This window comes from Desulfogranum aggregans (assembly GCF_055398265.1).
The window spans coordinates 1,886,530-1,910,672 of the sequence record NZ_AP042447.1 but is presented as its reverse complement, the minus strand read 5'-3'; the positions used below and the strand labels follow the sequence as shown (position 1 = coordinate 1,910,672).

General features: G+C 49.2%; 21 protein-coding genes and 2 pseudogenes. 6 read left to right on the top strand and 17 right to left on the bottom strand.

Annotated elements, in window-relative coordinates; all coding sequences use genetic code 11:
* Window positions 1-65: 65 nt before the first annotated feature.
* Together ACZ52Z_RS08720 and ACZ52Z_RS08715 are read right to left on the bottom strand one after the other, a co-directional pair.
* Complete coding sequence (locus ACZ52Z_RS08720) at window positions 66-1,121, bottom strand: alcohol dehydrogenase family protein (protein ID WP_464270346.1); 1,056 nt, start codon at window positions 1,119-1,121, stop codon at window positions 66-68.
* A 171-nt stretch (window positions 1,122-1,292) separates the two neighbouring features.
* Entirely contained in the window at window positions 1,293-1,493 is a 201-nt protein-coding gene (locus ACZ52Z_RS08715; RefSeq protein ID WP_464270777.1) for a transposase family protein, read from the bottom strand.
* Window positions 1,494-1,677: 184 nt separating this feature from the next.
* Between ACZ52Z_RS08715 and ACZ52Z_RS08710 the strand changes: the two genes are divergently transcribed.
* Complete coding sequence (locus ACZ52Z_RS08710; RefSeq protein WP_464270345.1) at window positions 1,678-2,196, top strand: hypothetical protein; 519 nt, start codon at window positions 1,678-1,680, stop codon at window positions 2,194-2,196.
* Window positions 2,197-2,316: 120 nt separating this feature from the next.
* Here ACZ52Z_RS08710 and ACZ52Z_RS08705 read toward each other — a convergent pair whose 3' ends face one another.
* The 3 genes from ACZ52Z_RS08705 to ACZ52Z_RS08695 all read right to left on the bottom strand — a co-directional run bounded on the left by ACZ52Z_RS08705 (window position 2,317) and on the right by ACZ52Z_RS08695 (window position 6,070).
* Complete coding sequence (locus ACZ52Z_RS08705; protein ID WP_464270344.1) at window positions 2,317-3,129, bottom strand: ZIP family metal transporter; 813 nt, start codon at window positions 3,127-3,129, stop codon at window positions 2,317-2,319.
* Between the two features lie 363 nt (window positions 3,130-3,492).
* Entirely contained in the window at window positions 3,493-3,948 is a 456-nt protein-coding gene (locus ACZ52Z_RS08700) for a hypothetical protein (RefSeq protein ID WP_464270343.1), read from the bottom strand.
* Between the two features lie 664 nt (window positions 3,949-4,612).
* Window positions 4,613-6,070, bottom strand: coding sequence for a mechanosensitive ion channel domain-containing protein (locus ACZ52Z_RS08695; protein WP_464270342.1), 1,458 nt, complete (start codon window positions 6,068-6,070; stop codon window positions 4,613-4,615).
* A gap of 365 nt (window positions 6,071-6,435) precedes the next feature.
* On the opposite strand from ACZ52Z_RS08695, the gene ACZ52Z_RS08690 reads away from it, so the two are divergent.
* Window positions 6,436-6,591 (top strand): hypothetical protein, encoded by a 156-nt coding sequence (locus ACZ52Z_RS08690; RefSeq protein ID WP_464270341.1) that lies wholly within the window; start codon window positions 6,436-6,438, stop codon window positions 6,589-6,591.
* A 266-nt stretch (window positions 6,592-6,857) separates the two neighbouring features.
* Here ACZ52Z_RS08690 and ACZ52Z_RS08685 read toward each other — a convergent pair whose 3' ends face one another.
* Both ACZ52Z_RS08685 and ACZ52Z_RS08680 read right to left on the bottom strand, forming a co-directional pair.
* A complete protein-coding gene (locus ACZ52Z_RS08685) occupies window positions 6,858-7,166 on the bottom strand; it encodes a hypothetical protein (protein WP_464270340.1) in 309 nt (102 codons plus the stop codon).
* A gap of 116 nt (window positions 7,167-7,282) precedes the next feature.
* Entirely contained in the window at window positions 7,283-8,242 is a 960-nt protein-coding gene (locus ACZ52Z_RS08680) for a trypsin-like serine peptidase (protein ID WP_464270339.1), read from the bottom strand.
* Between the two features lie 692 nt (window positions 8,243-8,934).
* On the opposite strand from ACZ52Z_RS08680, the gene ACZ52Z_RS08675 reads away from it, so the two are divergent.
* The 4 genes from ACZ52Z_RS08675 to ACZ52Z_RS08660 all read left to right on the top strand — a co-directional run bounded on the left by ACZ52Z_RS08675 (window position 8,935) and on the right by ACZ52Z_RS08660 (window position 14,268).
* The gene (locus tag ACZ52Z_RS08675) at window positions 8,935-9,369 is read left to right on the top strand and encodes a BLUF domain-containing protein (RefSeq protein ID WP_464270338.1); all 435 of its coding nucleotides are present in this window, start codon (window positions 8,935-8,937) and stop codon (window positions 9,367-9,369) included.
* A gap of 783 nt (window positions 9,370-10,152) precedes the next feature.
* Window positions 10,153-12,339 (top strand): malate synthase G, encoded by a 2,187-nt coding sequence (locus ACZ52Z_RS08670; RefSeq protein ID WP_464270337.1) that lies wholly within the window; start codon window positions 10,153-10,155, stop codon window positions 12,337-12,339.
* Window positions 12,340-12,528: 189 nt separating this feature from the next.
* Window positions 12,529-13,194 carry an NAD-dependent epimerase/dehydratase family protein gene (locus tag ACZ52Z_RS08665; protein WP_464270336.1) on the top strand — a complete coding sequence of 222 codons (666 nt, stop codon included), beginning with the start codon at window positions 12,529-12,531 and terminating at the stop codon, window positions 13,192-13,194.
* Window positions 13,195-13,290: 96 nt separating this feature from the next.
* Window positions 13,291-14,268: a hypothetical protein gene (locus tag ACZ52Z_RS08660; protein WP_464270335.1), complete on the top strand. Its 978-nt coding sequence runs from the start codon at window positions 13,291-13,293 to the stop codon at window positions 14,266-14,268.
* A 271-nt stretch (window positions 14,269-14,539) separates the two neighbouring features.
* On the opposite strand, the gene ACZ52Z_RS08655 is transcribed toward ACZ52Z_RS08660, so the two are convergent.
* The 10 genes and pseudogenes from ACZ52Z_RS08655 to ACZ52Z_RS08610 all read right to left on the bottom strand — a co-directional run bounded on the left by ACZ52Z_RS08655 (window position 14,540) and on the right by ACZ52Z_RS08610 (window position 24,104).
* A complete protein-coding gene (locus ACZ52Z_RS08655; protein ID WP_464270334.1) occupies window positions 14,540-15,358 on the bottom strand; it encodes an SDR family oxidoreductase in 819 nt (272 codons plus the stop codon).
* A 242-nt stretch (window positions 15,359-15,600) separates the two neighbouring features.
* Entirely contained in the window at window positions 15,601-17,457 is a 1,857-nt protein-coding gene (locus ACZ52Z_RS08650) for a monovalent cation:proton antiporter-2 (CPA2) family protein (protein ID WP_464270333.1), read from the bottom strand.
* Window positions 17,458-18,066: an NAD(P)H-dependent oxidoreductase gene (locus ACZ52Z_RS08645; protein WP_464270332.1), complete on the bottom strand. Its 609-nt coding sequence runs from the start codon at window positions 18,064-18,066 to the stop codon at window positions 17,458-17,460.
* A gap of 36 nt (window positions 18,067-18,102) precedes the next feature.
* Window positions 18,103-18,486, bottom strand: a pseudogene (locus tag ACZ52Z_RS08640) (redoxin domain-containing protein); the annotation flags it as partial.
* Window positions 18,487-18,498: 12 nt separating this feature from the next.
* Entirely contained in the window at window positions 18,499-18,747 is a 249-nt protein-coding gene (locus ACZ52Z_RS08635) for a hypothetical protein (protein ID WP_464270331.1), read from the bottom strand.
* A 26-nt stretch (window positions 18,748-18,773) separates the two neighbouring features.
* Complete coding sequence (locus ACZ52Z_RS08630; protein WP_464270330.1) at window positions 18,774-20,111, bottom strand: aldehyde dehydrogenase family protein; 1,338 nt, start codon at window positions 20,109-20,111, stop codon at window positions 18,774-18,776.
* A 1,179-nt stretch (window positions 20,112-21,290) separates the two neighbouring features.
* Window positions 21,291-22,193 (bottom strand): radical SAM protein, encoded by a 903-nt coding sequence (locus tag ACZ52Z_RS08625; RefSeq protein ID WP_464270329.1) that lies wholly within the window; start codon window positions 22,191-22,193, stop codon window positions 21,291-21,293.
* 177 nt (window positions 22,194-22,370) lie between these two features.
* The gene (locus ACZ52Z_RS08620; RefSeq protein ID WP_464270328.1) at window positions 22,371-22,886 is read right to left on the bottom strand and encodes a nitroreductase family protein; all 516 of its coding nucleotides are present in this window, start codon (window positions 22,884-22,886) and stop codon (window positions 22,371-22,373) included.
* 200 nt (window positions 22,887-23,086) lie between these two features.
* A pseudogene (locus ACZ52Z_RS08615) lies at window positions 23,087-23,495 on the bottom strand (isochorismatase family protein); the annotation flags it as partial.
* A gap of 63 nt (window positions 23,496-23,558) precedes the next feature.
* Window positions 23,559-24,104, bottom strand: a complete 546-nt coding sequence (locus tag ACZ52Z_RS08610; protein WP_464270327.1) for an NADPH-dependent FMN reductase — start codon at window positions 24,102-24,104, stop codon at window positions 23,559-23,561.
* Between the last annotated feature and the right edge of the window lie 39 nt (window positions 24,105-24,143).

Below are 24,143 nucleotides of genomic sequence, written 5' to 3'. Positions count from 1 at the left end.
GACCCCTGATGAATCAATCATCCCTGCGCTGTGTATCCTTTAGCCTGGTTTTTACCGGCTACAGGTCAGGAGCTGATCATGTCAATCACGAGTTTGCCGATATGTTGTTTTGTGGCAAACTGTTTTTGCGCCTGAACAATTTCGCTCAGGAGGAAGGTGTCTGAAATGACCGGGTGAATGTGTTCTGCTTCGATGCGATCGATCAGATTTTTAAAAACATTGTCATCCAGTACTGTTCCGCCAAACAGGCTTAGGTCTTTCAGGTACAGTGTTCGTACATCCAGTTCCACATGCGGCCCGGCTATTGCACCTGCCACGGCATACCTGCCAAACGGTTTGAGAACGTCTAAGAGTTCAGGCCAGCCTTTTCCGGCTACCAGGTCAATGACAACATCGACACTGTTTTTTCCTAGTTGTGATACAATACTGTCAGTGCGTGATATGATTTGCTGCGCTCCAAGACTCAGAATTCCTTCTGCTTTGGATGGACTCGTAACCCCAATTATTTTTGCCCCACGTGCTTTTGCCAGTTGTACTGCTGCTGACCCGACGCCTCCAGATGCACCGGTTACCAGTACTCTCTCATTGGCTGTGACATCTGCCCTGGTAAGGAGATTCTCGGCTGTAGAGTATGAGCATGGAAAGGAAGCGAGTTCAATATCACTAAATGTGCTGTCTATCTTATAGGCATGTCTGGCAGCAACAACAGTGTATTCCGCAAATCCCCCGTCGCATTCGGAGCCGAAATACCATGGTGAAGCAAGTTTTTTCCCCCCAGCTTCCCGTATACAGGGCTCAATGAGCACTCTTTGGCCGAGGAGGTTTTTGTCAGCTTTATCCCCAACAGCAACAACCTTGCCGCAAACGTCAGCCCCCTGGATCCTTGGGAATTGAAGGGGGGTTCCAGACCAGCTTGCATCGTCACTGTCTCCACCTGACTTGGAGTACCAGGCAAGTCGAGTATTGAGGTCGGTATTATTTACTCCAGCTGCAGCTACTCGTATGAGAACATCGCAAGGCCCCGGTTTGGGCACCGGGATATCATCGCGAAGTACCAATTTATCAAAACCGCCGTGGCCTGTAAGCTGGACACCTCGCATGGATTCAGGTATCTCATTCATTATTATCTCCATTGAGTATTTTTTCAGCAGCTGAGGATGCAGAGTAGGTTGTTTTCAGTTTCTGTGTTTGATAGGCTTTCTTTCTCTCCACGACAGGTTTTCGACAGGAAATACCACTCGTGTGAGTACATTACACAATTTTTTCTTAGAAACTATATCTATACCGGACAGTCATGCATCCTTCTCAAGTAGATTGGGTGATTCTTCAGGGTTTCCGGCCAAACGTCCCTGTTTTTGGATCTCAAGTATGGCTTGTTTTCTACCAATTGACGGCATACGCAACCGTCGAATTTTTGACCCTCTGAAGATGCATTCTCTTTGACCACATTGAGGGCAACATCGATGGCGATGTTTTGCTTCAACACAAAAGATAAGAGCAGTGCCAAGGACGTATGTGGATTTGTAAGTTTACACCCTTGATGCCAAAAATATGGTAAGTATGGATTGGAACATGACGGAGACCTCCTGGTTGTTTGCCCAGAAAACAAACAAGTTGTCTCAAATCATGTACTTTTTCATTTCTCAAAAGTACGCGTTTCCCGGATGAACCGTTCATTTGTCTGATCAGACAAGACAGTGTCCTGTCGCAGCAGAATCTGAAGCGCCTGAAAATCAGGTCTTGGCCTTTCCTGCCAAGCAAAGTAGTGAGAGCCACAACTTTATTTTCAGCAACCATGCTCGAACTGTCGGCAACCAGGCGGGATTTTGTGTACAAACTCCTGCAGATGTTCTACCGCACGGATCACCATGCGCATCAGTTCTGTGCCATGTCCTCAAGGAAGTGGTGTGTGCAAAGTTGAAAAATATTAAAAAAATCGGAACGTTAAGTTTTATCTCAGGGTATTTGCCTCACGCCAGGCTCGTATCAGCGACAGGGCAGAGTATTCAGGGGGACCTGTTTGCTCAACCGTTCTATGGTTCTGACGTTCCGACCGAGGAAATGCCATTGTTGACCAGGGGTTTTGCCCCTGTGTCGACTGGCTTGTTTGCGCTCCTTGGCATGGGCAAGGTAAAGCCGATGCGCTTTCCTCCTCTGTATCCCTGGTCTGCAGAGTGCTCCTCTTCGGCGAATTAGATAGAATGTCGATGTTCTGTTCGCATTATATGAACCTCGTTGAACAGCCTCTACAAGTTTCGAGGTCGCCTATAACCAAATGACTAGCGAGTTTGCCAAAAGCAAAGCAATACGTTTACACTAGCCAAGTGCTACATCAAGGATCATCATTACTGAAAAGCCTGCCATGGTTGCCATGGTGGCAAGGTCAATATTTTTATACTCTCGCTGGGACTCAGGGATAAGTTCTTCTACAACAACAAAAATCATTGCACCGGCCGCAAAACACAATGCATAGGGAAGTACTGAACGCATGTTCATGACAAACAAGGCTCCCACCACACCTGCGACGGGCTCTACCATGCCGGAAGCCTGTCCATAAAGGAAACTTTTTGTTTTTGACATTCCCTCCCGCCTTAGAGGCATGGAAACGGCAGTGCCTTCAGGGAAATTCTGGATTCCAATGCCAAGAGCAAGGGCTATTGCTCCTCCAAGAGTAGCTGAAGGTAAATCGGCAGCAACAGCACCAAAAGCTACACCGACAGCTAAGCCTTCTGGGATATTATGAAGAGTGATAGCGAGCACAAGGAGCGTACTACGTTGCCATGAGGTCTTCACGCCTTCAGTTTTATCAACGCTCAAACCTGGGTGTAAATGTGGAAGGAATTTATCTATTATTCGCATAAAGATTCCCCCACCCATAAATCCAATCGCAGCAGTTAACCAGGAGACTTGATCTAAGCTTTCGGCCATTTCAATACCTGGTGACAACAATGACCAAAAACTTGCGGCAATCATTACCCCAGCAGCAAAGCCAAGCATTGAATCCATCACCTTTTGGTTAATATCGCGTACCAAAAATACCAATGCCGCACCGGCAGCAGTAACCCACCAGGTGAAGAGCGTTGCAAGTAGTGCCTGGGCAACAGGGCTAAGCGCATAAAAGGAAACCACAATCACCTCTTTATATATAAAATGAGATAGTTACTGCACATTCGAATAGCAGGTTCGTTGAAGATGCGGCCCCCCTGGTACGCCATAGCAGCAACCACTCTCTGAAAAGCACGTCGTCATGATGCCTATGACGGCATGAGCGGAGAGGCAGATAACTGATATGGTGTCAACAGTAGGTTCGTCGTTTCTGGACTCCAACAGGAAGTGGAGAAAGAGCAACGGTGCGGGTTGCCCTGAAGGGCTGTCCTTTAAGGGAGGACAAAATCTCTCCTAGCAGGACTACAAGCGTTGTAGTCGCCTACAGGCTGGGGAAGAGGGTGTCTTCTCCAACCTGTAGGCTTTTTCTTATTCAGTATAAATCGGTTATTTAATTAATCTGTATGGCAACGCTCGCTTGGTCCAAGTGTTATCGGGATATTCATCGACAAGTTTTTCATAGGCTGCTTTGAGGTTATTGGGATCATGGTGCCATTTATAGAGATTAACGCCCCTGAAGTAGATGGCTTCCGGAACTATGGAGCTGTCGGAAAAATCATCCAACAACTTCTTCAGATGTACTTCCGCCGTGTCGTTCTCTCCTTCGTCCAGATGCACTTTGGCGATGCCAAGGTGGAGACTGGCCATGAGCTCACGGGAATCAAAAAAGCCAATATTGCGCTGCACCTCATCGCCGCTAAAGTCGAGAACGGCCAGAGTCGGTGTCCAGATAGCCTTGAACTTATCTTGGGTAGCAAGGTCTTTTATGTTGATGCGCAAGGGAATCATAAAGTGGTTGATAAAGTCGATAACCTCTTTTTCTGGATACGTAACTGCATCCATCTGTTGGCAGCCAATTCACTGGGGGTTAAAAAAATCGAGCAGAATCGGTTTTCTGGTTGCTTTAGCAGAATCCACAGCATAGCCAATGTTTGTTTGCCATTCTAATGTGGGCATATTCTCCTCCTTGAGGTGTTATTCTTTTCTTCTGCGGTATGATACCGCCTTGCTGTAGATGAACTCTGACAGCCACACCTCAATCCATGCAAAATCTTTGCCGATAAATGGCAAGCGGCATCACTAAATACGGAATGATATTTTGTATTCTCTTTACCGCGTGGAAAATGATCTGCTTGCGTTCTTGCTTTGCTCAACGGCGTATCCCTTGTGAAATGCGGGAAATACGTGACAGCGAGGTCGCTAAGATAAAGGATATGATATAGTTGACGTTTCGAGGAACTGATGTAAGGAAGGCGCTGACAAAGATGACGGGAAAAGCTCATCTCTTGGTGTAATGCTGCAACAGCTAAAAAACGAAGGTATCCGACTACCTGACGGATTCTGGGAAGAGTCGGCTCGGTTGTCTTTCCCTTTCATCAACACAATGCAGTGATAGATTTGGAAACGGCAAGAAGCCTCGCTCTGCTGCTGATGATACCATTTGACAATGCCCGTTTTTTCAATTGCCCTTCAATTTTTTCTTAGAAACTATATCCATACCGGACAGTCATGCATCCTTCTCAAGTAGATTGGGTGATTCTTCAGGGTTTCTGGCCAAACGTCCCTGTTTTTGGATCTGCGCGGCTTCACTTTGTCCTTCTCCCTCGGCACTTATAATAACATTGGCCTGTTCAGATATTTCAGAAAAATCAGATTGTTGCTCGTTTTCTTTGGGGGGATTTTCCATTGTCTCTCCCTGAGTCAACTGTACCGGAATGCCGTCAGGGAACACGATTTCCCTGGCTTCGTCCGGCATGGAGATACCATTTTCCAGGTAGGCAATTTTCACCATCCGTATCAAGGATGATCGTATCTGCAGGCCGTTGTGGGTTGTCCCGTTGTACCAGAAGTACACAACAAGATTAATGGTCGCCGCACCCATGGCGTCGGCGAGGATAAGAGGTTCAGGATCATCTATCACATAAGGGTGTTTTCGTAGAACATCCAAAGCGACCTTTTGGGCAAAGGCGATATCTGCGTCATAACCGATGCCGACACCAAAGGAGAGCCGGCGGTTGGGATTTGCAGTGAAATTCTGAATAATGCTTTTGTACACCGTCGCGTTTGGAATCTGAACATGATTACCATCCATATCCATCAAGACCGTGGAGCGGGAAGTGACTCGCTGAACGATTCCCACGTAGCCACCGATATCCACAAGATCATTAAGGCGAAAGGGATTTCGTAAACTGATCAGTATACCGGCCAGGTAGTTTTCCAATATGTCACGGAAAGCAATACCTGCAACGATGCCTGCCACACCCGTGCCGCTGATGACTGTGGCTGCCAATCCGGTCCAACCGGCCAGTTGGAGTACCAGGTAGAGGCCAATAAAGAAGATGAGAGTAGCCAGTGCGCGCGAGACAACACTGAGTACCATCGGATTCAGACGCTGTCGCAATGAATTGGCAGCAATGGTGCTGCCGATTCGAGCAAAAAATACTGTGCCGAGCAGAATGAGGCCGCCAAACAGAACCGTTGGAAGCGCTCTTATAAGCCGAGGCCCAATCTGTTGTACTTCCTGGAGGAGGGTGGAAAAATCGAGCAAGGGAGGCTCCGCCACGGTGATGTTGTTTATCACTGTCACAACATCCTGAGTCCGATTCGCCACATTGCTCAACCATTCACTGTATTTCTCGTCAACTGTGAGGCCGGTTATAAAGACAATTCCCTCCTCTACCCGAATTTCCGTCTGAGAAAACCAGTCGGTTGAGTTCATAATACGTTCCAGCCGTTTCTTTATCTTCGCATCCGGTGAGACCGGTTCCACGGCTACGATTTTGTTTGTTTCGATGGCTGGAGGTGTTGTTCCATTGTTTTCCTTTTCTACTGCATTGGCGGTATCGGCATGCAGGCACAGCGGGGCAAAAGGGGAGAGCAGGACAAGGATCATCAGAACCTGCAACAGGATAGGCCTGGATTCAGCCATGGACCACGGGGTATCAACGATAGTGGATGCTCTCATTGTATAATGCCTCCAGCAAGGTTCAATCCGGTGTTGGCTCCTGGATTCGATGGTTTACGTTACCAATTTTTCAGCTTGGTCTTTGGACAACCGGAGGGGGGGTTGAAAGTAAGGTTCCGGTGGGGGAGGAGGGCTCGATTTCCATCTCCATTGAACCATTTACAGTACTGAAACCTTCCACCGCCCCCCGTCCATTTACACCATAGGCTTAGGCTCAAAATGGCATTGAGGTAACGTACATTGCAGCCTGCCATTGGAAAAGATCAACGTTTTCCCAAGGATTGCGCGAGCGAACCAGCAGCGCCTCGGCAAAAAAGTTTTGAGATATCCTTGAAAACAAATACAAAGCAAAAGAAGCGATTTCTATGACACCTCGCGTTGTGGTGGGCGTCAAGCCGAAGAATGCCACCATGGAAGCCAACAGCATACCAGCTACCCAGGTGGAGATCACTCCAAATCACTCAATACCTGCATGCAGGGAACTGAAGCGTCTTGATGCTGTCGGAGACTGCATCCTTTGAGAAAATGGAGTCATGGAAAAAATACAGTTTCGAAGTACATGGACGAGCTGTCCGACTCGTCATTGAACACCAAGAGGGAATCCTTCGTGCGCGTTAGCCATTTGTCCTATTGACGGCAGGTTGCAGCTCTTCGATGCGGGGGGGGGGACGCTGGGTATAACCAGAGGCAAGGGCCAGGCGTTGTGGTGTTCGAGCAAATGATGTTGATATCTTCTCCAGATTCAGACAGGTTAAAGAGTGTCAGGGTGGGAGGGACAATTATACATTCACGTGCGTATTTTTTTGATGTGCACGGCGTGGCACTCTCCGGAACCTGCAGGATCGCGTTCCGTGCGAATTTTGACGCGATCACCCGGTGAGAGGTTTCCAGGCGACAGGGGGACTCCCTCTGACTCAATCACGGCATCTGCAGCGAGTTCAATCATCATGTGGTTGCCGTCAGTAGAGAGACTAAGCTGCAGCGGCCAGCTTTCCATGATGTCTGTGATAATCGCAGTCGTCCATCCAGACGACGATTGCTTTGCAGGTGGAGAAGGGCTATCGTTACTACTTACAGTCTTGTCATCGTTGTCCATTGTTTTCCTCCACACAGGTCTTGTGATTGCCTTCTCCCACCCCGTTGCTCTAGGCTGCATTGAGACGCGCCTTGACTGTGCAGCCCGGCGTTTCTCAATGCAGACCGTCACCAGCTCTATACGTTCTTCCAGTTCTTCATATTGTTGAAAACCGATTTGGTGATCCTGGTTGATTTGTTGGGACAACCGCCATAGGCGTGAATACCGATGGCATGCCTTTTCCCGTTACGGTATCGCCATGTAGGGCTGCCGCTTTGGCCGCCAAAGGTATCGAGCATGTAATGCAGTCGCCTGGTTTCTACTTTGGTGATTCTTCCTGCATTATACCATTGGGTTCCAAAGGGTTTATCCCCTGCGTATCCGGAGTTGTTGGCCAGCAGATTTCGTAGCGAAACTGCAGAAAGGTTGGCAAAACCAAACCAACCGACGCGACGGCCAAGGGTGTCATTGGGGAGGATGATGCAGCCATAATCATGGGTGGATTTTTTGTTTTTCGTCCATCCTTTGACACTCCTGAATGAGGTGCCAATTTGAGAGCCATAGGGCTTGACTGTACCGTTCATGCCCGGAATGACCTCAATCTTTTTCGCCCAACCACCCCTGGTATGACTGTAAACACAATGCCCGGCTGTCATAACCGTCCGCGGGCCAATGAACCAGCCTGTACAGCCGGACCTGCTGCCACTGGCAGTGGTAATGATGAGCTTGCAGATCATGCGCCATGGTATTGATGTGGTTCCGGAAATTTTTATGCGATCATCGCGGCCGCATACAGACTCGGGTTGCTCAAAGGTTTCATCGCAGGCCGGAGGGACCGTGGCAAGATCAATCGCTTCTCCCTCGTCCAGTATGGTAAAACCCTCGGTGAGTGCGTACGAACCGTCGAACTCTGCCACATTTTCCAGGCTGCCTCCGCCATGGGTGGCGACATCAAACCCGTCTTCTTCGATATCATCTCCGGATTCAGGTTGATAAGCCCCAGTGGATGCGGTGCTGCCCTCACTTGAAACCTCGGTGTGCAATTCGAGTTCATCCTCATCCCAATCATTTGATGAAACACTTTCGTAATCAGACATGGTTGCTTCTCCTGGTATTGTTTTGGTGATGATGGTTGACGCGCCAGGCAGTGCAGGTTTGTCTTTCTCAGGGTGTGCGTATTTTTTCTGCACGCTATTGCAGATAAATTTGCAGGTGCTGTGCCATGGCTGTTGAGAAACCTTCCGCGTTCTAACTGGCTGGATTTTAATAGGAAAAGGAAAAAAGCAGGAGGGCGACCGCGGGTGTTGGTGCATATGCACCAAAAGCGGTGGTTGATATCAACCAGCACCCGCTGGCAGCTCAAAGTGTCTGAAGCAATGCCTGAATTTGTCAGCGACACGAGCAGTGCCCATGCGCTTCTTTAAGGTGAAGTGTTAATCCGGGGAACGTCGTTTCTTTTCATCGCCGGTTTTTTTCCAAAGGAGGCGGCGTTCGATTTCCTGTTGCTTGCCTCCAGAGGGGCAGGAAAAATCTATACCGGTCCCATTGGCCTGCGACTTAGGTTGCCAATAGCTCTACAAATAGCATAGACTGCGTAGTGTTCGGCTTTTTGCTACCGGGGAAATGGGCTATGCCACCCAGGTCCCAGGTACTTACATATTCGTGGCGATTTCCCGCCAGAAATGTGTAAATGGCGTGATGAAAAAGGGAACAAAGGGGAGCGCAAAGGGTGAATATAAAAAAACAAATAAATGATCAGTTAAATACAATTATGTGAAATGGAGTGTATATGTACAGAATAATCTATAAAAGTCGTGCAGCAGGGAGTATTGACAAGGAAACTTTTCGGGATATTCTTTACACAAGTCTTCAGATGAATAGCCTTCATGGCATCAATGGCGCACTCATAGCAACAAGAAGTAGCTATCTTCAATTTTTGGAAGGAGAGGAAGCAGCGGTAAAAGATACGTTTGCAAAGATAGAACAAGACCCCAGGCATAGAGAGATTGACATTATATTTTCCAGCAACATAACCTCCCCCTTGTTCTCCCGGTGGCTCATGCGTGGTTTTGGCTTATTTGACATCAACCTGGATCTGGAAAGCAAACTCAAGGAAAAATACGGGGAAGAGGATGGTACAATCCTCCTTCCTGGTGACGAGGCGAAAGCAATCGAATTGGTTGATGAGGTAAATATGATAAATGAAGACTATGAATCTTTTTGATGTTGTTTGGTTTTTTTCAAAGGTGTGATCAAAAGTAGTGCCTTTGCTGTTAGGTGCTCTCTTTTGTAAAATGCTAGTGGTATTGATTGAATGTGCAGTTGAGTTAGAAACTGAAAAAACAACAGTTGCTACAAAGCAAATAATAAACACAGATAAACAAACAATCAGTCAACTTCGCTTGCTGCACCCTCCCGTGGTACATAGTCTCACAGGTTCACTTGATCTGATCTTTCAGTTCCACGCATAAGGCTCTGCCTTGTTGTCCACACTTTACGTTCATCCTCACTGACGAGGATCGTGGAGGACTCAAATGCTGTTAACTGGCTAACTATGAACAATATGCCTGCGGTCATGATGTCTCATGCCTTGGATTCTTCGCATAGCTGATTTTGAACAAAATTTTTCCTTTCACGGATGCCCCTAGGTGATGAGCATGGTCGATTCATTGAGGTTTCGGGTTGAAAGGACTATAGTCACTGTTACGCCTGCGAGCGAAAAACATCACCTGTGGAAAGACTTCTGGTGTTCTCGATACGTCGTCAATCAAAAACGGTATTCGAACACTAGAAGGGTATTTTGTAAACTTTTCCTCGTCGTACATGCTGATATTTCGAAGACAGAGAGAAGCCTGGAATGCCTTGCTGTGGAGACAGGTTCAGCTAAGGTCCCTCATTGCCTCTATCATTGAAGATGGCGTTTTTCTCTGTGTCGAGTTGCCCAGTAGAAGTGGTGGGGTGATGTTTTTTTACCTTTTTACCTAGTCTAACGGAACTTGAGGATTGAATGAGTACGCAATACACTTGCATCGGCAACCTGCAGATTTCCAACCAGCTTCACGACTTCATCGTGGATAAAGCCACTCCCGGTACGGGTGTCACTCCCGAAACATTCTGGGCAGCACTGGAAGACATCCTGACCCGCATGACCCCACGCAACCGGGAACTGCTGGCAAAGCGTGAGGTTCTCCAACAGCAGATTGATGCCTGGCACATGGAGAACACTGTAGAGGATTACCTGAACGACTTCAACGCGTACAAAACCTTTCTCTCGGAAATCGGCTACCTGGTCCCCGAAGGCGACGATTTATGCATTTCCACCGCCAATGCAGACAGCGAAATTTCAACAGTGGCCGGGCCACAGCTTGTGGTTCCTGTCATGAATGCTCGTTACGCACTGAATGCCGCCAATGCGCGATGGGGCAGCCTGTTTGACGCCCTCTATGGCACAGACCTGATTCCAGAAGGCAACGGTGCAGAGAAGGGCAATGGCTATAACCCGGTTCGTGGAGAAAAAGTCATGGCCTGGGCCGATACCTTCCTCGATACAGCGATTCCGCTTGCCAGTGGCAGTCATTCGCAGGTAACCGCCTATCATCTGCGTGACCATGGCGGGCGGGTCAGCATCTCCGCCGCCCTGACTGATGGCAGCATGACAGGGCTCGCCATTATTGACCAGTTCTGCGGTTATCAGGGTACTGTTGAAGCGCCAAATGCCCTGCTGTTCGAGAATAATGGCATGCATCTGGATATACAGCTCAACCCTGAACACCTGATCGGCAAGCAGCACCATGCCGGTGTCGCTGACATCATTCTGGAATCAGCAATGACTACCATTCAGGACTGTGAAGACTCGGTTGCCGCTGTTGATGCTGCGGACAAGGTGCTGGTGTACAGCAACTGGCTTGGCCTGATGACTGGCGAACTTTCGGCATCAGTAATAAAAGGCGATAAAACCATAACTCGGGTACTGACGGCCGATCGTGAGTATACGGGCGCCGATGGCCAGCCACTGGCGCTGCATGGCCGCGCCCTGCTGCTGGTCAGGAATGTCGGCCACCTGATGACCAACAATGTCGTACTGGATAGTGAAGGGAATGAGGTGCCGGAAGGTATTGTAGATGCTCTCGTAACGTCACTGTGCGGCATGCACGATCTGAAAGGCCTCGGCAAACACAAGAATAGTCGTTGCGGCAGCATCTATATCGTGAAACCGAAAATGCATGGTCCGGAAGAAGTCGCTTTCACCAACGACCTGATGATCGCTGTAGAAGATGCCCTCGGTCTTTCCCGGAACACCATCAAGATCGGGGTGATGGACGAAGAGCGTCGCACCAGTATCAACCTCAAGGAATGTGTGCGCGCTGTTCAGGAACGCATCTTCTTTATCAACACCGGCTTTCTCGATCGCACCGGAGATGAAATCCATACTTCCATGCTTGCAGGCCCCTTCCTTCCCAAGGATGCAGTGAAGGAGCAACCATGGATTGCAGCCTATGAGGACGCCAATGTGGACGTAGGTTTGACTTCCGGCTTTATCGGCAGGGCGCAGATCGGCAAGGGCATGTGGGCCAAGCCTGATTGTTTGGCTGAAATGATGGAGCAGAAAATCGGACATCTGAAAGCCGGCGCCAATTGCGCCTGGGTACCTTCTCCCACTGCTGCCACCCTGCACGCAACCCACTATCATCAGGTTAATGTTAAAGCTGTACAGCAGGAATTGCTATCACGCGAGAGCGCCTCCGTTGACACTCTTCTCCAGATTCCCCTGATGACAGAAAACACCCTGTCTGAAAAAGAAATTCAGGCTGAACTCGACAATAATGCCCAATCCATTCTGGGGTATGTTGTACGCTGGATTGATCAGGGGGTGGGCTGTTCCAAGGTGCCTGACATTCACAATGTCGGCCTAATGGAAGACCGTGCCACATTGCGTATTTCAAGCCAGCACATTGCCAACTGGATGCAACATGGCATCTGCTCCAAAGAGCAGGTGATGGAAACCATGAGGCGCATGGCTGTGATCGTGGACGAACAGAATGCCGGTGATCCCGCTTATGCAGACATGGCGCCCAGCTATGATGGTGCGGCCTTTAAAGCAGCCTGCGCGTTGGTGTTCAAAGGAAGGGAACAGCCAAGTGGGTACACCGAACCACTTCTGCATGCCTTTCGCATGAAACTCAAGGCACAGTAAATAAACTATTAACACCTTTGTAATCGACGAACAGGCCAGGAGCGGATGCATCAGTACTTGGCTTTTACCCGTAAAAATATGTGCAAGTGTGTTTACAAGACAAAGACCTTTCAAACACACGGTTAACCTTGCCGGTCAAAGATACGCTGAAGAGACGCTATCTATGGTTGAAGCAGAGTGGGGCTAACTATGGAGCCGATAACCAATTCTCGTAAAGCATTGATAGTTGGTGCTACCGGATTGACAGGTGGGTACTGTGTAGAATCACTTCTCGAGAACCCAAACTATTCAGAAGTCATCGCCATTGGGCGAAAACCGCTCTCTCGATCCCATCAAAAACTCAAAACAGTCGTTACCACTTTTGGCCATCTTGAAAGGGACCTCCACGACATAGAGGTCGATGATGTCTTTTGTTGCCTGGGCACAACGATGAACAAAGCTGGTTCACGGGAAGCCTTTAAAAAAGTCGATTTTTCATTGGTCCTCAAGGTTGCAGAGGTCATGCGAAGGCAGGGCGCACAACAGTTTTTGGTAATCTCTTCGTTGGGAGCCGATATCCAATCAAAGATATTTTATAATCGGGTTAAGGGAGAGATGGAACAGGCGGTACAGGAATTGAGGTATCCATCTCTACATATCCTTCGCCCATCTCTCCTCTTGGGCCCACGAGAGGAATTTCGCCTGGGAGAGCAGCTAGCGGTTCTGCTAACGCCGTTACTGAATCTGCTGCTCATTGGTCCTTTGAAAAAATATCGACCTGTTCAAGCCAAGTCTGTTGCCAGATTCATGGTCAAAGCAGCTCTTGAAAAGACAGACACCGGTGTCCACATCTACGAGTCTGAGGTGATGAGGTAGCGCCCCATGCCTGCTGAATGCGCGAGATCAATGCTCCTGTAAAGAGATCCAGGTCAGATAAAAGCCATTAACGTCCAGCCAAATAACATATTCGCTATGCATAAAAAGAGAATTTTAGGGAACGAATTAATTAAGGAGGTAATTACAATTCGTTTCCACACCCTGAATAAAATGATTGAGCAATATGAAGCGGGACAAATGCCAGGAGTTAACGAGGAGGGCGCAACAGGTAAGTATGACAACAAGGGCGCAATTTTCATTCCTGGAGGTTTAGTCTACCAGGATGTCGACGAACAATTTATCAGATATGAAAGCTATGGCAAGATTTCAGCAAAGGCCTTCAGGGCAGCCATCAGAAGTTCCATGCAGAATGATAACGCCACGCTCCTCTACCATGATGGCATCGCTTCAGCGATAAATCTGGATGGCGGATTTTTTTCAAAAGCGGCAAGAAGAATTTTTACTTACAAGAAAGCGGCATTTCGACGAACAAAGAGAATTAGTAGTGTTTCTTCTTTAGAGATTACTTCAAACGATATCATTAAAAGCCATTGTCCCACCTTTATGAGCCAGCCATACGGAGCGCGCACAAGAATCAGTACCTGCGCCTCTGTTGGCCTGATTGATCCGCCAATGTATTTCGCCTACAACAAAACGGAGCTTAATTTTTCAGAAAAACAGGCTCGTCGTTTTGCCGAAGACCTTGGGAAGATAAGGGAGAACGTCTTGTCATCTGAAGGGCTCGTACTCTTTCCGCCCTACATCATCGTGTGTCACGATACCCGATATAAAAAGAACAATTTTACAGGACTGACAAGAATACTTGGTTTGGGGAAGTATGGAGAGTTTGCCACATTCACCTTTGAATCTCTGAACAAAGATCTTAAAAATGAAGTGCAGAGGAGAAATATCACCGTCCAGCCTGAGGACGCCTTCGGGGTCATCGAGCAACGGCCTGTTCTCGGTATACTTCGTATATATGAACAGACAAATCCCGGCAAACGGTCCCTCAAGTATCGACTCTGTATAGTTAGCCCTGCCGATGTTGACATACCGGACATCTCAATGAGTTAAACGGATTTTCTTTCTCGAGCGAACCGCTCAATCAGCTTCCCGTCCTCAGAAAATGGTGGGGGTATAAGCTAGAGACAATAAGGAGAAATAAGCGTGAGGAGCGTTGTCAATTGCATGGATCTATGATCTGAACCTTCATTATAGAGAGGGGTATCGTTTTTGATAGCTGTGGATCCACCCAGAGGGCTGTTTTGGATTGTTTCTGTCCAGCACGACAGGCCCGGCGCGTGGTACCGAGGCAATAGGGGAGAGATACGGTTATGTCTGTCCCTCAGCTTTGTTCTTTTTGACTGGCGAGGCTACCGAGGTAGGAGCTCATGTCGCCACACCCTCTCTGGGACCAGGCACCATCAACCGGCAGTATCACGCCGCTGATATAGTTACTCAAGTCTGAGCTTAAAAACAGGCATGCGTGACCGATGTCCTCCGGTGTTCCCATTCGACCGAGTGGTACTGATTGGATCACCCGTTTCCGTCCTGATTCGTTGGGAGCAAGCCGGGCCATCCCTTCGGTGCCGTCGATGGGACCGGGAACGATTGAGTTTATCCGAACACCCTCACGGCCCCACTCCAACGCTAGGGTACGGGTGATCATGTCCACCCCAGCTTTCGCGGAACAGACATGAGATTGAGCTTCCATCGGCAAAAAAGCCTGCGGCGCGGAAATATTGATGACACTGGCGCCAGGCCTTTTGAGGTAGGCAAAACCGGCTTTCATGACATGAAAGGTTCCAAGAAGGTCGATTTCCACTACACTTCGGAAGGCATTGGCTGACATTCCATTGAGCTTGGCAGGAAAATTACCAGCTGCGCCTGAGACGAGGACATCAAATTCGCCAAAGGTCGCATGGACTTTTGCCAGTCCCTCTTCTATGGCGGTTAGATCGCGCACATCAGCTGAAAAACCTATGGCTTCAGCACCCAGTGTTTTCAGGGAAGTTACCGTGTCCAGTACCTTATGGTCTGTGCGGCTGGCAACAGCAACGCGGGCTCCATGCTGAGCAAACAACTCGGCAATACCGCGGTTGATGCCGCTGGTTCCACCAATCACCACCACCGTTTTGTTACTGAAATCAATCGTTAGACTCATCGCTGGGCACCTTGGTCTCTATGCTCGATCTGGCTACTGGCTGGCAGTATAGCTCGACTGGGGGGATTTCCAGGCACGCTATGTCTATATTTTCACATTACGTGCAAATATTAGCACTTCATCTGATGAATACAAATCGCTGATAGTCGCTATAACGGTTGCACACCGGTTTTTTCGCCCCTGGAATAGCATTACACTGCGCTGACCAGGCCTGCACGAAAATGGCTGAGCGATCAGGTCGATCACACTTGCGGATTCTTGACCGTCCAGGCCTTATCGAGTTCTTCCAGGTTTGCATTCTGATCCAGGCGAATTAATTCCTCAAGATCTGCATTATGTTTCTGGTACATGGAAATGTAGTTCTCTTCATCCTGGCGATGTATCTTATGCAACTCAGGCATCATCTTCTCATCGTTTTTCCTGAAAATACGCATCAGCCTGTAGGCTTCATAGGGATCCATCCCGAGCAGTTGTAAGGCATCCTGCCCAAGGGCCAGGGCACTGCCAAAGGTTTCTCGCCGTATTGTCGTAATCCCCAGGTCCATGAGCTGGTATGCCGAGGAACGATCAGCTGCATTGGCCGCAATTTTCAGATGCGGGTAGTGTTTTTTTGCCAGCTCAATCAACTCGCTTGTCTTCTCTGCATCGCCTATGGTGATCACCAGAAGTTCCGCTTCAGCGGCTCCTGCTGCTTCAAGAAGATCAAGACGAGTGATATCGCCGTAGTACACTTCAAAACCGAACTTCCTCAACACATCAACGTTTACCGCGTCATGATCGAGAATAACCGGCTTGATACCCGCCGAAATGAGGAATCGACCCAGATCAGTCCCCAGACGGCCAAAACCTGCAACGATGACCTTATGACCGCTGCGATCTATGGTATCAGCGTCACGTTGTGCTTCTTCTTCTCCCTGGCGGCTCATGACGAACTTATCGTGAACAAGAAACAGCAGAGGGGCAAGAAACATGGAGATAGCGACCGCAGAGATGAGAGGCTCGATAGTTGCGGCCGGCAACACGCCGTTGCTTTTAGAAAATTGGAACAGCACAAAGGCAAATTCACCTCCCTGAGCGAGAGCGACGGCAAAGATCGAACGCTCCTTTTGAGGGATTTTGAAAATATACCCCACGCAGAGAAGGACCAGCCATTTGCATCCAATGAGACCTGCGGTCAGGCTTGCAATAAGAAAAATCTTTTCGCCGATCAGGTTGAAGTTGAGACTGGCGCCTATCGAGATAAAGAAAATCCCCAGTAACAGTCCCTTGAACGGTTCTATATCGCTTTCCAGTTCATGGCGATATTCACTGTCTGCCAGAACAACACCGGCAAGAAATGTCCCCAGGGCAGGCGATAGCCCAACGGCGGTCATGAGTAAGGATATGCCGACCACGAGGGCAAGAGCAGCGGCCACGAAAATCTCCCTGACTCGGGTTGCGGCAATGGTTCTGAACATCGGCCTGCTGGCAAATTTTCCGAGGAGGAAGATAGAGAGAACGGCAGCCAGGATTACCAGAATCTGCAGATAGCCGGGCAATGAACCGATGTCAAACATCGCTGAGCCGTGATGGTCACCCCCATGCATGACAACTGTAGCCAGCAGGGGCAGGACGGCAAGCATGGGAATGACCGCCAAGTCCTGGAACAGCAGTACGGAAAAGATTGATCTGCCGGAGGAGGTGTTCATTATCCCTTTTTCTCGTAAGGTCTGCAGGACAATGGCTGTCGATGAAAGAGAAAGGATCAGGCCGATGGCAACCGCCTGCTGCCAGGGTAAGAAAAAGAAAGCTACCGCGCCAATGATGATACTCGAGAGCACCACCTGTGCACCGCCCATTCCACATATGGGGGTGCGCATCTGCCAGAGCAGCGAAGGCTTGAGTTCCAGGCCGACAAGAAACAACATCATGACAACGCCGAACTCGGTAAAGTGCATCACCTCTTCAATGTCTCCAATAAGGGAGAGGCCAAAGGGACCGATGAGAATGCCCGCTATCAGATATCCGAGCACCGAGCCCAAGCCGAATTTTTTGGCGACAGGCACAGCAATTGCGGCAGCGGCAAGGAAAATGAAAAGCTGAAGGAGGAAGTGCTCCATTTACGGTCTCCTGATAATTGCATTGAGATCACTGTTCAGATATTTCCCTTTCTTAGCTTTCTGGATATTCAGTGAGCCGTCTCGCAGGGCGATAACCGTTCGTCGATAGTCTTCTGCGTGGGCGTTAATCTGATCTTCTGGCAGTCCCCTGTGGATACCCAGCACCGTAAATGGCGGAAGCCATTCCATTTTACAAAGCTTTGTCGCAGCACGATAGGGCGAGGTCAGTTCACTGATCGTGAACTCGTTATACCCGTCCTTTTGGTAGGTACTGTCATCGCCTCCAGCGGTGATTGCCTGAAGGAAAAGTTTACCCTTGAGCGCCTTGGCCTGGCTGCCATAGGCCCAACCATACTCAAGCACAAGATCGAGCCACTCTTTCATGAGTGCTGGTGAGGAATACCAGTAGAATGGATGCTGGAAGATGATAACATCATGACTTTCGCAGAGGTGTTGCTCTTGCTTGACGTCAATCAGGAAATCAGGGTAGGCAGCATACAAATCATTGATTGTCACCTCTTCAAGATTTTCGACTGCCGACCGGAGCGCCTTGTTGATGATTGAACGCGCTTTTGCCGGGTGCACGAAATTGATGAGCACTTTTTGCATGGATACACTCTTTTATAAGAGGATGAGTTTTGACGTTTACAGGGTTTTCAGGATCGTCAGAATCTCGGAAGGATCAGGACGCTGGGTGTAATCCGGATGGACTTCGACACTTCTGACGATCCCCTGCCGATCACTTATAAAACGTCCGGACATCGGCAGTTGCCACGCATCGTTGCCGTTGAAACGATCCAGATCGATCCCGAAACCGCTGTAAATTTTTATCAGTTCTTCCGGTAAGGAGAAGGTGAGACCGAACTGCGAGGCGACGGTGTTGTCTATATCGACAAGCACGGGAAAGGTGAGGTTGTGCTTTTTGACGATCTGCCGTGAATATTTCGGGAGTTGTGGAGAGATGGCAACAAGGGTTGCTCCAGAGGCCAGGATTTGAGCATGTACTGCCTGCAGAGCTTCCAGCTCTGTATTGCAGTAGGGTCACCAGACACCTCTGTAGAAGCTCACCACCAGAGGACCTCTTTGCAGGAGTGCCGTTGAGCTCACTGCATTTCCCCGCTCGTCTGGCAGGATGAATTCAGGCATTGTGCTCCCTGGCTGTATAACCTTTTCCATGATGCCTGAGTGAGCAAGCTCGTCGGTGGCCTTATGCATCATCGTTCTTATTTCAGGCGGCAAAGCGGACTCAAGTTCCTCTTTCAATGCGTTGAGGGTGTCTTGAAGGCTCATGATTCTCTCCTTGGTGTGTTATTCATTTAGTGATTGACGACTCTAACCTGGGCAAACTGCTTGTGTCCGTCAGGTGAGCCGTGAAAGCCAAAACCACTCTGTTTTGCTCCAACCCAGGGGGAGTCGCCTTCACCGCCAACGCCCTGGTTGATACCGACCATCCCTGCTTCAAGGCGATCTGCCACCTTCTCCGCATCGGCTGCGCCGAAAACCACGGCACCCAGGCCATAGGAACTTTCATTTGCACGTTCGATTGCTTCCTCAATGTTCGCATAGCGGCCGATACAGATAAGCGGGCCAAACGTTTCTTCCTGCTCGATCAGCATCTGCGGTTGCATGCCGCTGATAACCGTTGGGTGAATATAGGGCGGTTGCTGCTGTTCGTTTCCCAGAAGCAGTGTAGCTCCTTTTTTTAGGGCATCGCTGATATGTGTGAGTATCCTGGCATGCTGTCGATGGTTGTTGATCGGTCCGATGTTTACCCCTTCCATATTCCAGGGACCGACACGGTAATTTCCAGCATAGGCAGTTACCAGCTGTTCAAACTCCTCAGCCACAGATCTGTCCACGTAAATCCGTTCGGTTGAGGTGCACATCTGGCCACTGTTTTCAACACTGCTGGCCACGGCGAATCGGGCTGCAGCCTGGAGATTGGCATCAGCCATGACAATCATCGGGTCGTTGCCGCCAAGCTCCATAACCAGTCGTTTCAGGTTGGCTGCCGAGCGCTGCATGATCTCTTTGCCCGCAACCTGAGAGCCGGTAAAAGCGATCATGTTCGCTTCGCTCTCCACAAGCAGGCGACCCTGAGTGCCATCGCCGTGAACGAGCTGCAGCACATTTTCCGGGAGATGTTTTCGAAGAATACCGTATAATTCTTCGGCGATAAGCGGCGTTTCTTCCGAAGGCTTCCATACCACGGTATTGCCGGCGACAAGTGCCGGGATGATGAGGTTATTGGCCATTGCCAGTGGATAGTTCCATGGAGAGATGACAACAACAACGCCGTGGGGGGTATACTGGACCGTGGATCTTCCGATGCGTGTCGGCTGCAATGCCTGGAGCACGGCCTGGGCAATAGAGGGTCCGCCATAAATGGTGCCATGCACCTCACCGGTTGCCCGTCGTATATCTTTGCCCATCTCCCTGCTCAGCAGCTCGGCAAGTCGTGGTATTTCAGGCTCTACAACAGAGTAGGCGGCTTCTATGTACCGTATCCTCTCCTGAGCAGGGAGTGATTTCCACGGTAAAACAGCTTTTCGGGCACCAGTGATGATACTGTCTATCTGCTCTTTTGAGCTAACAGATACCGTACCAAGCAGTTCACCGGTGCTTGGGTCAAATGAACGCAACATGTCTGCCATGGAACATTTCTCCTTTTCAATACACTCTTCATCGTACCAATGAGCATGAAACCAGATCTCTCGGATGCCATCGGCTGGGCAGATGAGAGTATGCCTTCCATTCAGAATTTTTTCAGGCCAGGCCTACTCGACTATTTCAGGAAAATGGGCATTGAGGTGGGTAGGCCAGAACAGTTTGTCATAGCCTTTTCCCTTGAAAAAAAGCTGCTCCGGGTTATTGAACGCGCTGCCGGAGCGTTAAAGGTGAGGGAGAGCATATATTTCTTGCCATTGAGGGGTCCGCCGGTGCCGTGTTGTTTTCCAGGTGCTCCTGAGCCACCTGTACCAGTGTTTTATTCAATTGGCCTTCCGAGAAAGGGGAGGGCTCATGGGCATTGATAAGAAGTACCTTGTTCATGGTAATGCTCCAGTTCTGCTCTCTGGGTCTAGTATTGTGATGAAAAGTTGCGTGCGCGCATACCCATGCTGAATGGTAGATAGGCTGTGCCTTGCTTTTGCCAAAAGATCTGGCTTTGTTGTATGGTGGAACTAAGAGTAATCAATCAGCTGCAGAGTGTCAACCTTCTGGTAGGTAGATAATTGTTTTTTTATATCACACAATGATATGAATAGATTATATATTGCGTAGCTCAGGCCTTGGAGAACTGACAGGGGACATTAAATTGGCAGCTTCAGAACCAAGGGTCATTTCCTCTGTTCCAGAAAAGCCCGCTTCCACATGATCCAGTTCAGGTACCTTTTCGGGTCGCTTTTGCCTGATCAAGGGCAAATGCTCTTCTCGCGTCATGCCTCTTTTTAATCAATTGTTGCATGAGTGTGTCGAAAGCTTCGTCCATAGTCGATTCAATGCTGGTGCTGACGATGCCTACGGTGGCTAGATTCGTGGGAACAGGTATGAGGATGGACTGACCATGTCCCTTGTCCTTCACTTGGTGTCGTTACTTTCTGCAGCCATGGCTGATATGAGCGGTTACCCCCTGGCCAGCTGTTCATAGGCATCAAGAATGAAATCATGGGTACACCCGGTCATGCTCTGCTCCCTTCAGCCCGAGAGCAGAGCGGGTACATTGACTATTGACGGTCATGTTGCCGCTTTGCGTTGCTGCAACAAGCTGCATGGACCTGACATTTTTAATCGAGTTGTTGTTAGTTGGAGTGAAAAAGGTTGCAGCTAGCCGTTTACACGGAAAGGATCAGATTCCCTTCTCGTCCTTTTTTCAGGTGACGGGAATCAAGCACGCGCTCGTCAATTTCTTCTAGTCCGGCTTGCAGTCGTTCCAGCATCGTCGCTTTAGCTAGGGGTAACATGCCTTGCACCGGTATAACGTTCGAGGTGTGCATCCCATAAAAGAAGCAGGCGTCAAGCGTCAACTGGTTCAGCAGTTCAATCTCTTCCTCAAGATTCTGGCGTAAGGTGTTTTCAACAAACTCACCGCGTTGTCTCTCCTCAAATAATTCACTGCCCGGGTCGATGTGCAGGTTGGCCACAAAGATGAGGCGAGGCTTCACTTCATCGACAAAGGCCGCGTTGGCCCTGGCATTTTCCAGATAAAGCTCGGTCCCGGCCCCGCCGATGATGATGTTCAGGCTGAAGTCAAACCCGGCTTTTTTTAACCGGGCTAACTGGGTTCTGGCGGTCTCAAGGACATATCCCTTGTTCAAACGCTCCATCATGCCGGGCAGAGCAGATTCAACGCCGATATTGAAATCGTTGAATTTCAGGTCGCGCAGTTCCCTTAATTCCTCGTCTGTCTTGTTGATCACGTTGAGGATGGATGCGTACATGGAGATGGTCTGCACCTCTGGGATGATTTCGTTTATCAGATCGCCTATTGCTCGCAGTTTTCCTGCACTGTGGGCAAAAGGGTCCGCATTGACAAGAAATATCCTCTCTATGTGATGAATGGCTTCCCTTGCCTCGAGGAGATCTTTTTGTATCTGTTCTATGCTTTCCATGCTGAAAGGGACATCACGATACATTGTGCAGAAGCTGCACTTGTTGTGACTGCACCCCACCGTCACCTGGAGGAGGAGAGAGTCAGCCTCAAAAGGAGGACGAAAAACGGGCTCTGTGTATTTCATGCTGTGTTCCTTGTGGATCGGTCAATCAACCGTGATCGTCGCGATAATGCTAACGGGTCCATGGAGCACTGCCAGGTGGACAGCCATATGAGGTCATGAACTGAAGCCTGGGCTCACTGGAATTTTGGTCAAAAGCAGAACCGGGGACTGATGCAAGACCCACTGCTGATGGCTGCGCTATCCCTGCCACTGTTCCTTGTGGATTCTCTCCTGAATATATCGTGACGCCGATTTGGGCTGATGTGCCGGTTGTCCGATGGGAATAAAGGCCAGGGGTACTACATGCTTCGGTAAATGAAAGAGTTCGCGAAAACCTCTCACTCGGTCCTCCAGAGGGTAGATGCCGGTCCAGACTGCTCCAAGACCCTCTCCATGGGCGGCAAGGAGCAGGTTTTGCACAGCAGCCGAGCAGTCCTGCACCCAGAATCCCTGATACTTTTCCAGAGAGAGGTCCCCGCACACAAGGATGCCTACCGGGGCCTTTGCGGCCATGCCGGCGTATTGGTTTATCTCCTTGATGGCGGACAGTCGTTCTTTGTCTCTGACCACTATAAACTGCCAGGGTTGGGCATTGCCGGCTGAAGGCGCCATCATGGCCGCTTCAAGGAGGCCTGTAACCTGCTCGTCAGAGACGGGAAGGTCGGTATAGTTTCGAACGCTTCTACGATAAAAAATTGCTTCTTGAATATCCATTGTCTTTCAATCCTTTTGGTGTACAGGAATTCGTCGCTGATACGTCCCTGTCATGTATGGTTGATTATGTTGAACTGTTTTTCTCTGCATCACTTCTGAGAGGACGTCAAAAAATCCCATGGAGCCTGAAACGTTTTTCCCCTGTTTCAACGATCAAGGAAATTTTTCGTGCTTCCTGTCGTCATTGCGTCCCGGGAAAAAGAGGTCGCACCGCAAGCATCCTCTACAACATAGACGTTATACCCCTCATCTAAAAGATTAAGGGTTGGCCTGGCAACGCATACCTCTGTGCAGAGACCTGCTATAACAATGTTTTTTGCCTGTGGCGCCAATGGCCTTCCTGAATTTTTCATCATCCCAGCAGTTCATACGGTTGCGCTCTATGGGGTGCTGACCCGGAAAGACATCCATCAACTCGGGCCATATAAATCCACTGAATGACTCGGTCTCTACAGCTGTGAGAATAACGGGAACCCGGCATTCTTTTGCTCCTTTTGCCAGCACTACAACGTTGTTTGCCAGGAGCTGTCGGTCAATGTTGGATACGCCAAAAGTCATTTGCGGCTGATGATCAATAAAAACTACTGCGCAGTTCTCTTTTGTCAGCAGTCCACCATCTGTATCTGGAAGTATATTAGCCCTGATTGACCTCCAATTGTTTGTAAATAGGTGTTAATGGATAACCTCGGCCCAGGTCTGCAAGGCACGAAGCTGCTCAACGATCAATGCCTGAATTGTTGGGTCAACAAGATTACCCTCTCCATCAAAGCTTCCATTAAAGGCGTTACTGAATACCTCCGGCTTGTTCAGGGGATAAAGATCCAGATATACGCAAACCTGTCTGAGATGGTACTGGGCTCTTGCTGTGCCCATGCCACCTCCTGCTCCCATTATAGCTACTGGTTTGCCTGCAAGCAGGTTATTCTCAGGTGTGCGTGATGCCCAATCAAGAGCATTCTTTAGAGCGGGCGCAATGGAATAATTATATTCAGGGCATGCCAGGAGTAAAGCATCCGCCTCCCTGATATGTTCCTTCAGATACTCCACGGAGAGCGGAATGTTCTCTATATCTGCATTGTAAAAGGGTACATCACGCAAATCTGCCAGTTTAACTTCAAGCCCTGCCGGGGCATGATTTTTTGCGTACCTGAGCAACCCCATATTGGTTGACTGTTGCCGCAGACTACCGCAGATGCCCAGCACATGTAGTGGTTTCATTCTTTGGTTCCTCACATATAATCAACAGTTTAGGATTCG

Excerpts from the sequence above, each read along its gene's own strand:
- ACZ52Z_RS08680 (WP_464270339.1), bottom strand. The coding sequence starts at position 8,242 with ATGTCTGATTACGAAAGTGTTTCATCAAATGATTGGGATGAGGATGAA.
- ACZ52Z_RS08720 (WP_464270346.1), bottom strand. The coding sequence starts at position 1,121 with ATGAATGAGATACCTGAATCCATGCGAGGTGTCCAGCTTACAGGCCAC.
- ACZ52Z_RS08610 (WP_464270327.1), bottom strand. The coding sequence starts at position 24,104 with ATGAAACCACTACATGTGCTGGGCATCTGCGGTAGTCTGCGGCAACAG.
- ACZ52Z_RS08655 (WP_464270334.1), bottom strand. The coding sequence starts at position 15,358 with ATGAGTCTAACGATTGATTTCAGTAACAAAACGGTGGTGGTGATTGGT.
- ACZ52Z_RS08665 (WP_464270336.1), top strand. The coding sequence starts at position 12,529 with ATGGAGCCGATAACCAATTCTCGTAAAGCATTGATAGTTGGTGCTACC.
- ACZ52Z_RS08645 (WP_464270332.1), bottom strand. The coding sequence starts at position 18,066 with ATGCAAAAAGTGCTCATCAATTTCGTGCACCCGGCAAAAGCGCGTTCA.
- ACZ52Z_RS08685 (WP_464270340.1), bottom strand. The coding sequence starts at position 7,166 with ATGGACAACGATGACAAGACTGTAAGTAGTAACGATAGCCCTTCTCCA.
- ACZ52Z_RS08650 (WP_464270333.1), bottom strand. The coding sequence starts at position 17,457 with ATGGAGCACTTCCTCCTTCAGCTTTTCATTTTCCTTGCCGCTGCCGCA.
- ACZ52Z_RS08690 (WP_464270341.1), top strand. The coding sequence starts at position 6,436 with ATGACACCTCGCGTTGTGGTGGGCGTCAAGCCGAAGAATGCCACCATG.
- ACZ52Z_RS08675 (WP_464270338.1), top strand. The coding sequence starts at position 8,935 with ATGTACAGAATAATCTATAAAAGTCGTGCAGCAGGGAGTATTGACAAG.
- ACZ52Z_RS08695 (WP_464270342.1), bottom strand. The coding sequence starts at position 6,070 with ATGAGAGCATCCACTATCGTTGATACCCCGTGGTCCATGGCTGAATCC.
- ACZ52Z_RS08670 (WP_464270337.1), top strand. The coding sequence starts at position 10,153 with ATGAGTACGCAATACACTTGCATCGGCAACCTGCAGATTTCCAACCAG.
- ACZ52Z_RS08620 (WP_464270328.1), bottom strand. The coding sequence starts at position 22,886 with ATGGATATTCAAGAAGCAATTTTTTATCGTAGAAGCGTTCGAAACTAT.
- ACZ52Z_RS08630 (WP_464270330.1), bottom strand. The coding sequence starts at position 20,111 with ATGGCAGACATGTTGCGTTCATTTGACCCAAGCACCGGTGAACTGCTT.
- ACZ52Z_RS08700 (WP_464270343.1), bottom strand. The coding sequence starts at position 3,948 with ATGGATGCAGTTACGTATCCAGAAAAAGAGGTTATCGACTTTATCAAC.
- ACZ52Z_RS08660 (WP_464270335.1), top strand. The coding sequence starts at position 13,291 with ATGCATAAAAAGAGAATTTTAGGGAACGAATTAATTAAGGAGGTAATT.
- ACZ52Z_RS08635 (WP_464270331.1), bottom strand. The coding sequence starts at position 18,747 with ATGAGCCTTCAAGACACCCTCAACGCATTGAAAGAGGAACTTGAGTCC.
- ACZ52Z_RS08625 (WP_464270329.1), bottom strand. The coding sequence starts at position 22,193 with ATGAAATACACAGAGCCCGTTTTTCGTCCTCCTTTTGAGGCTGACTCT.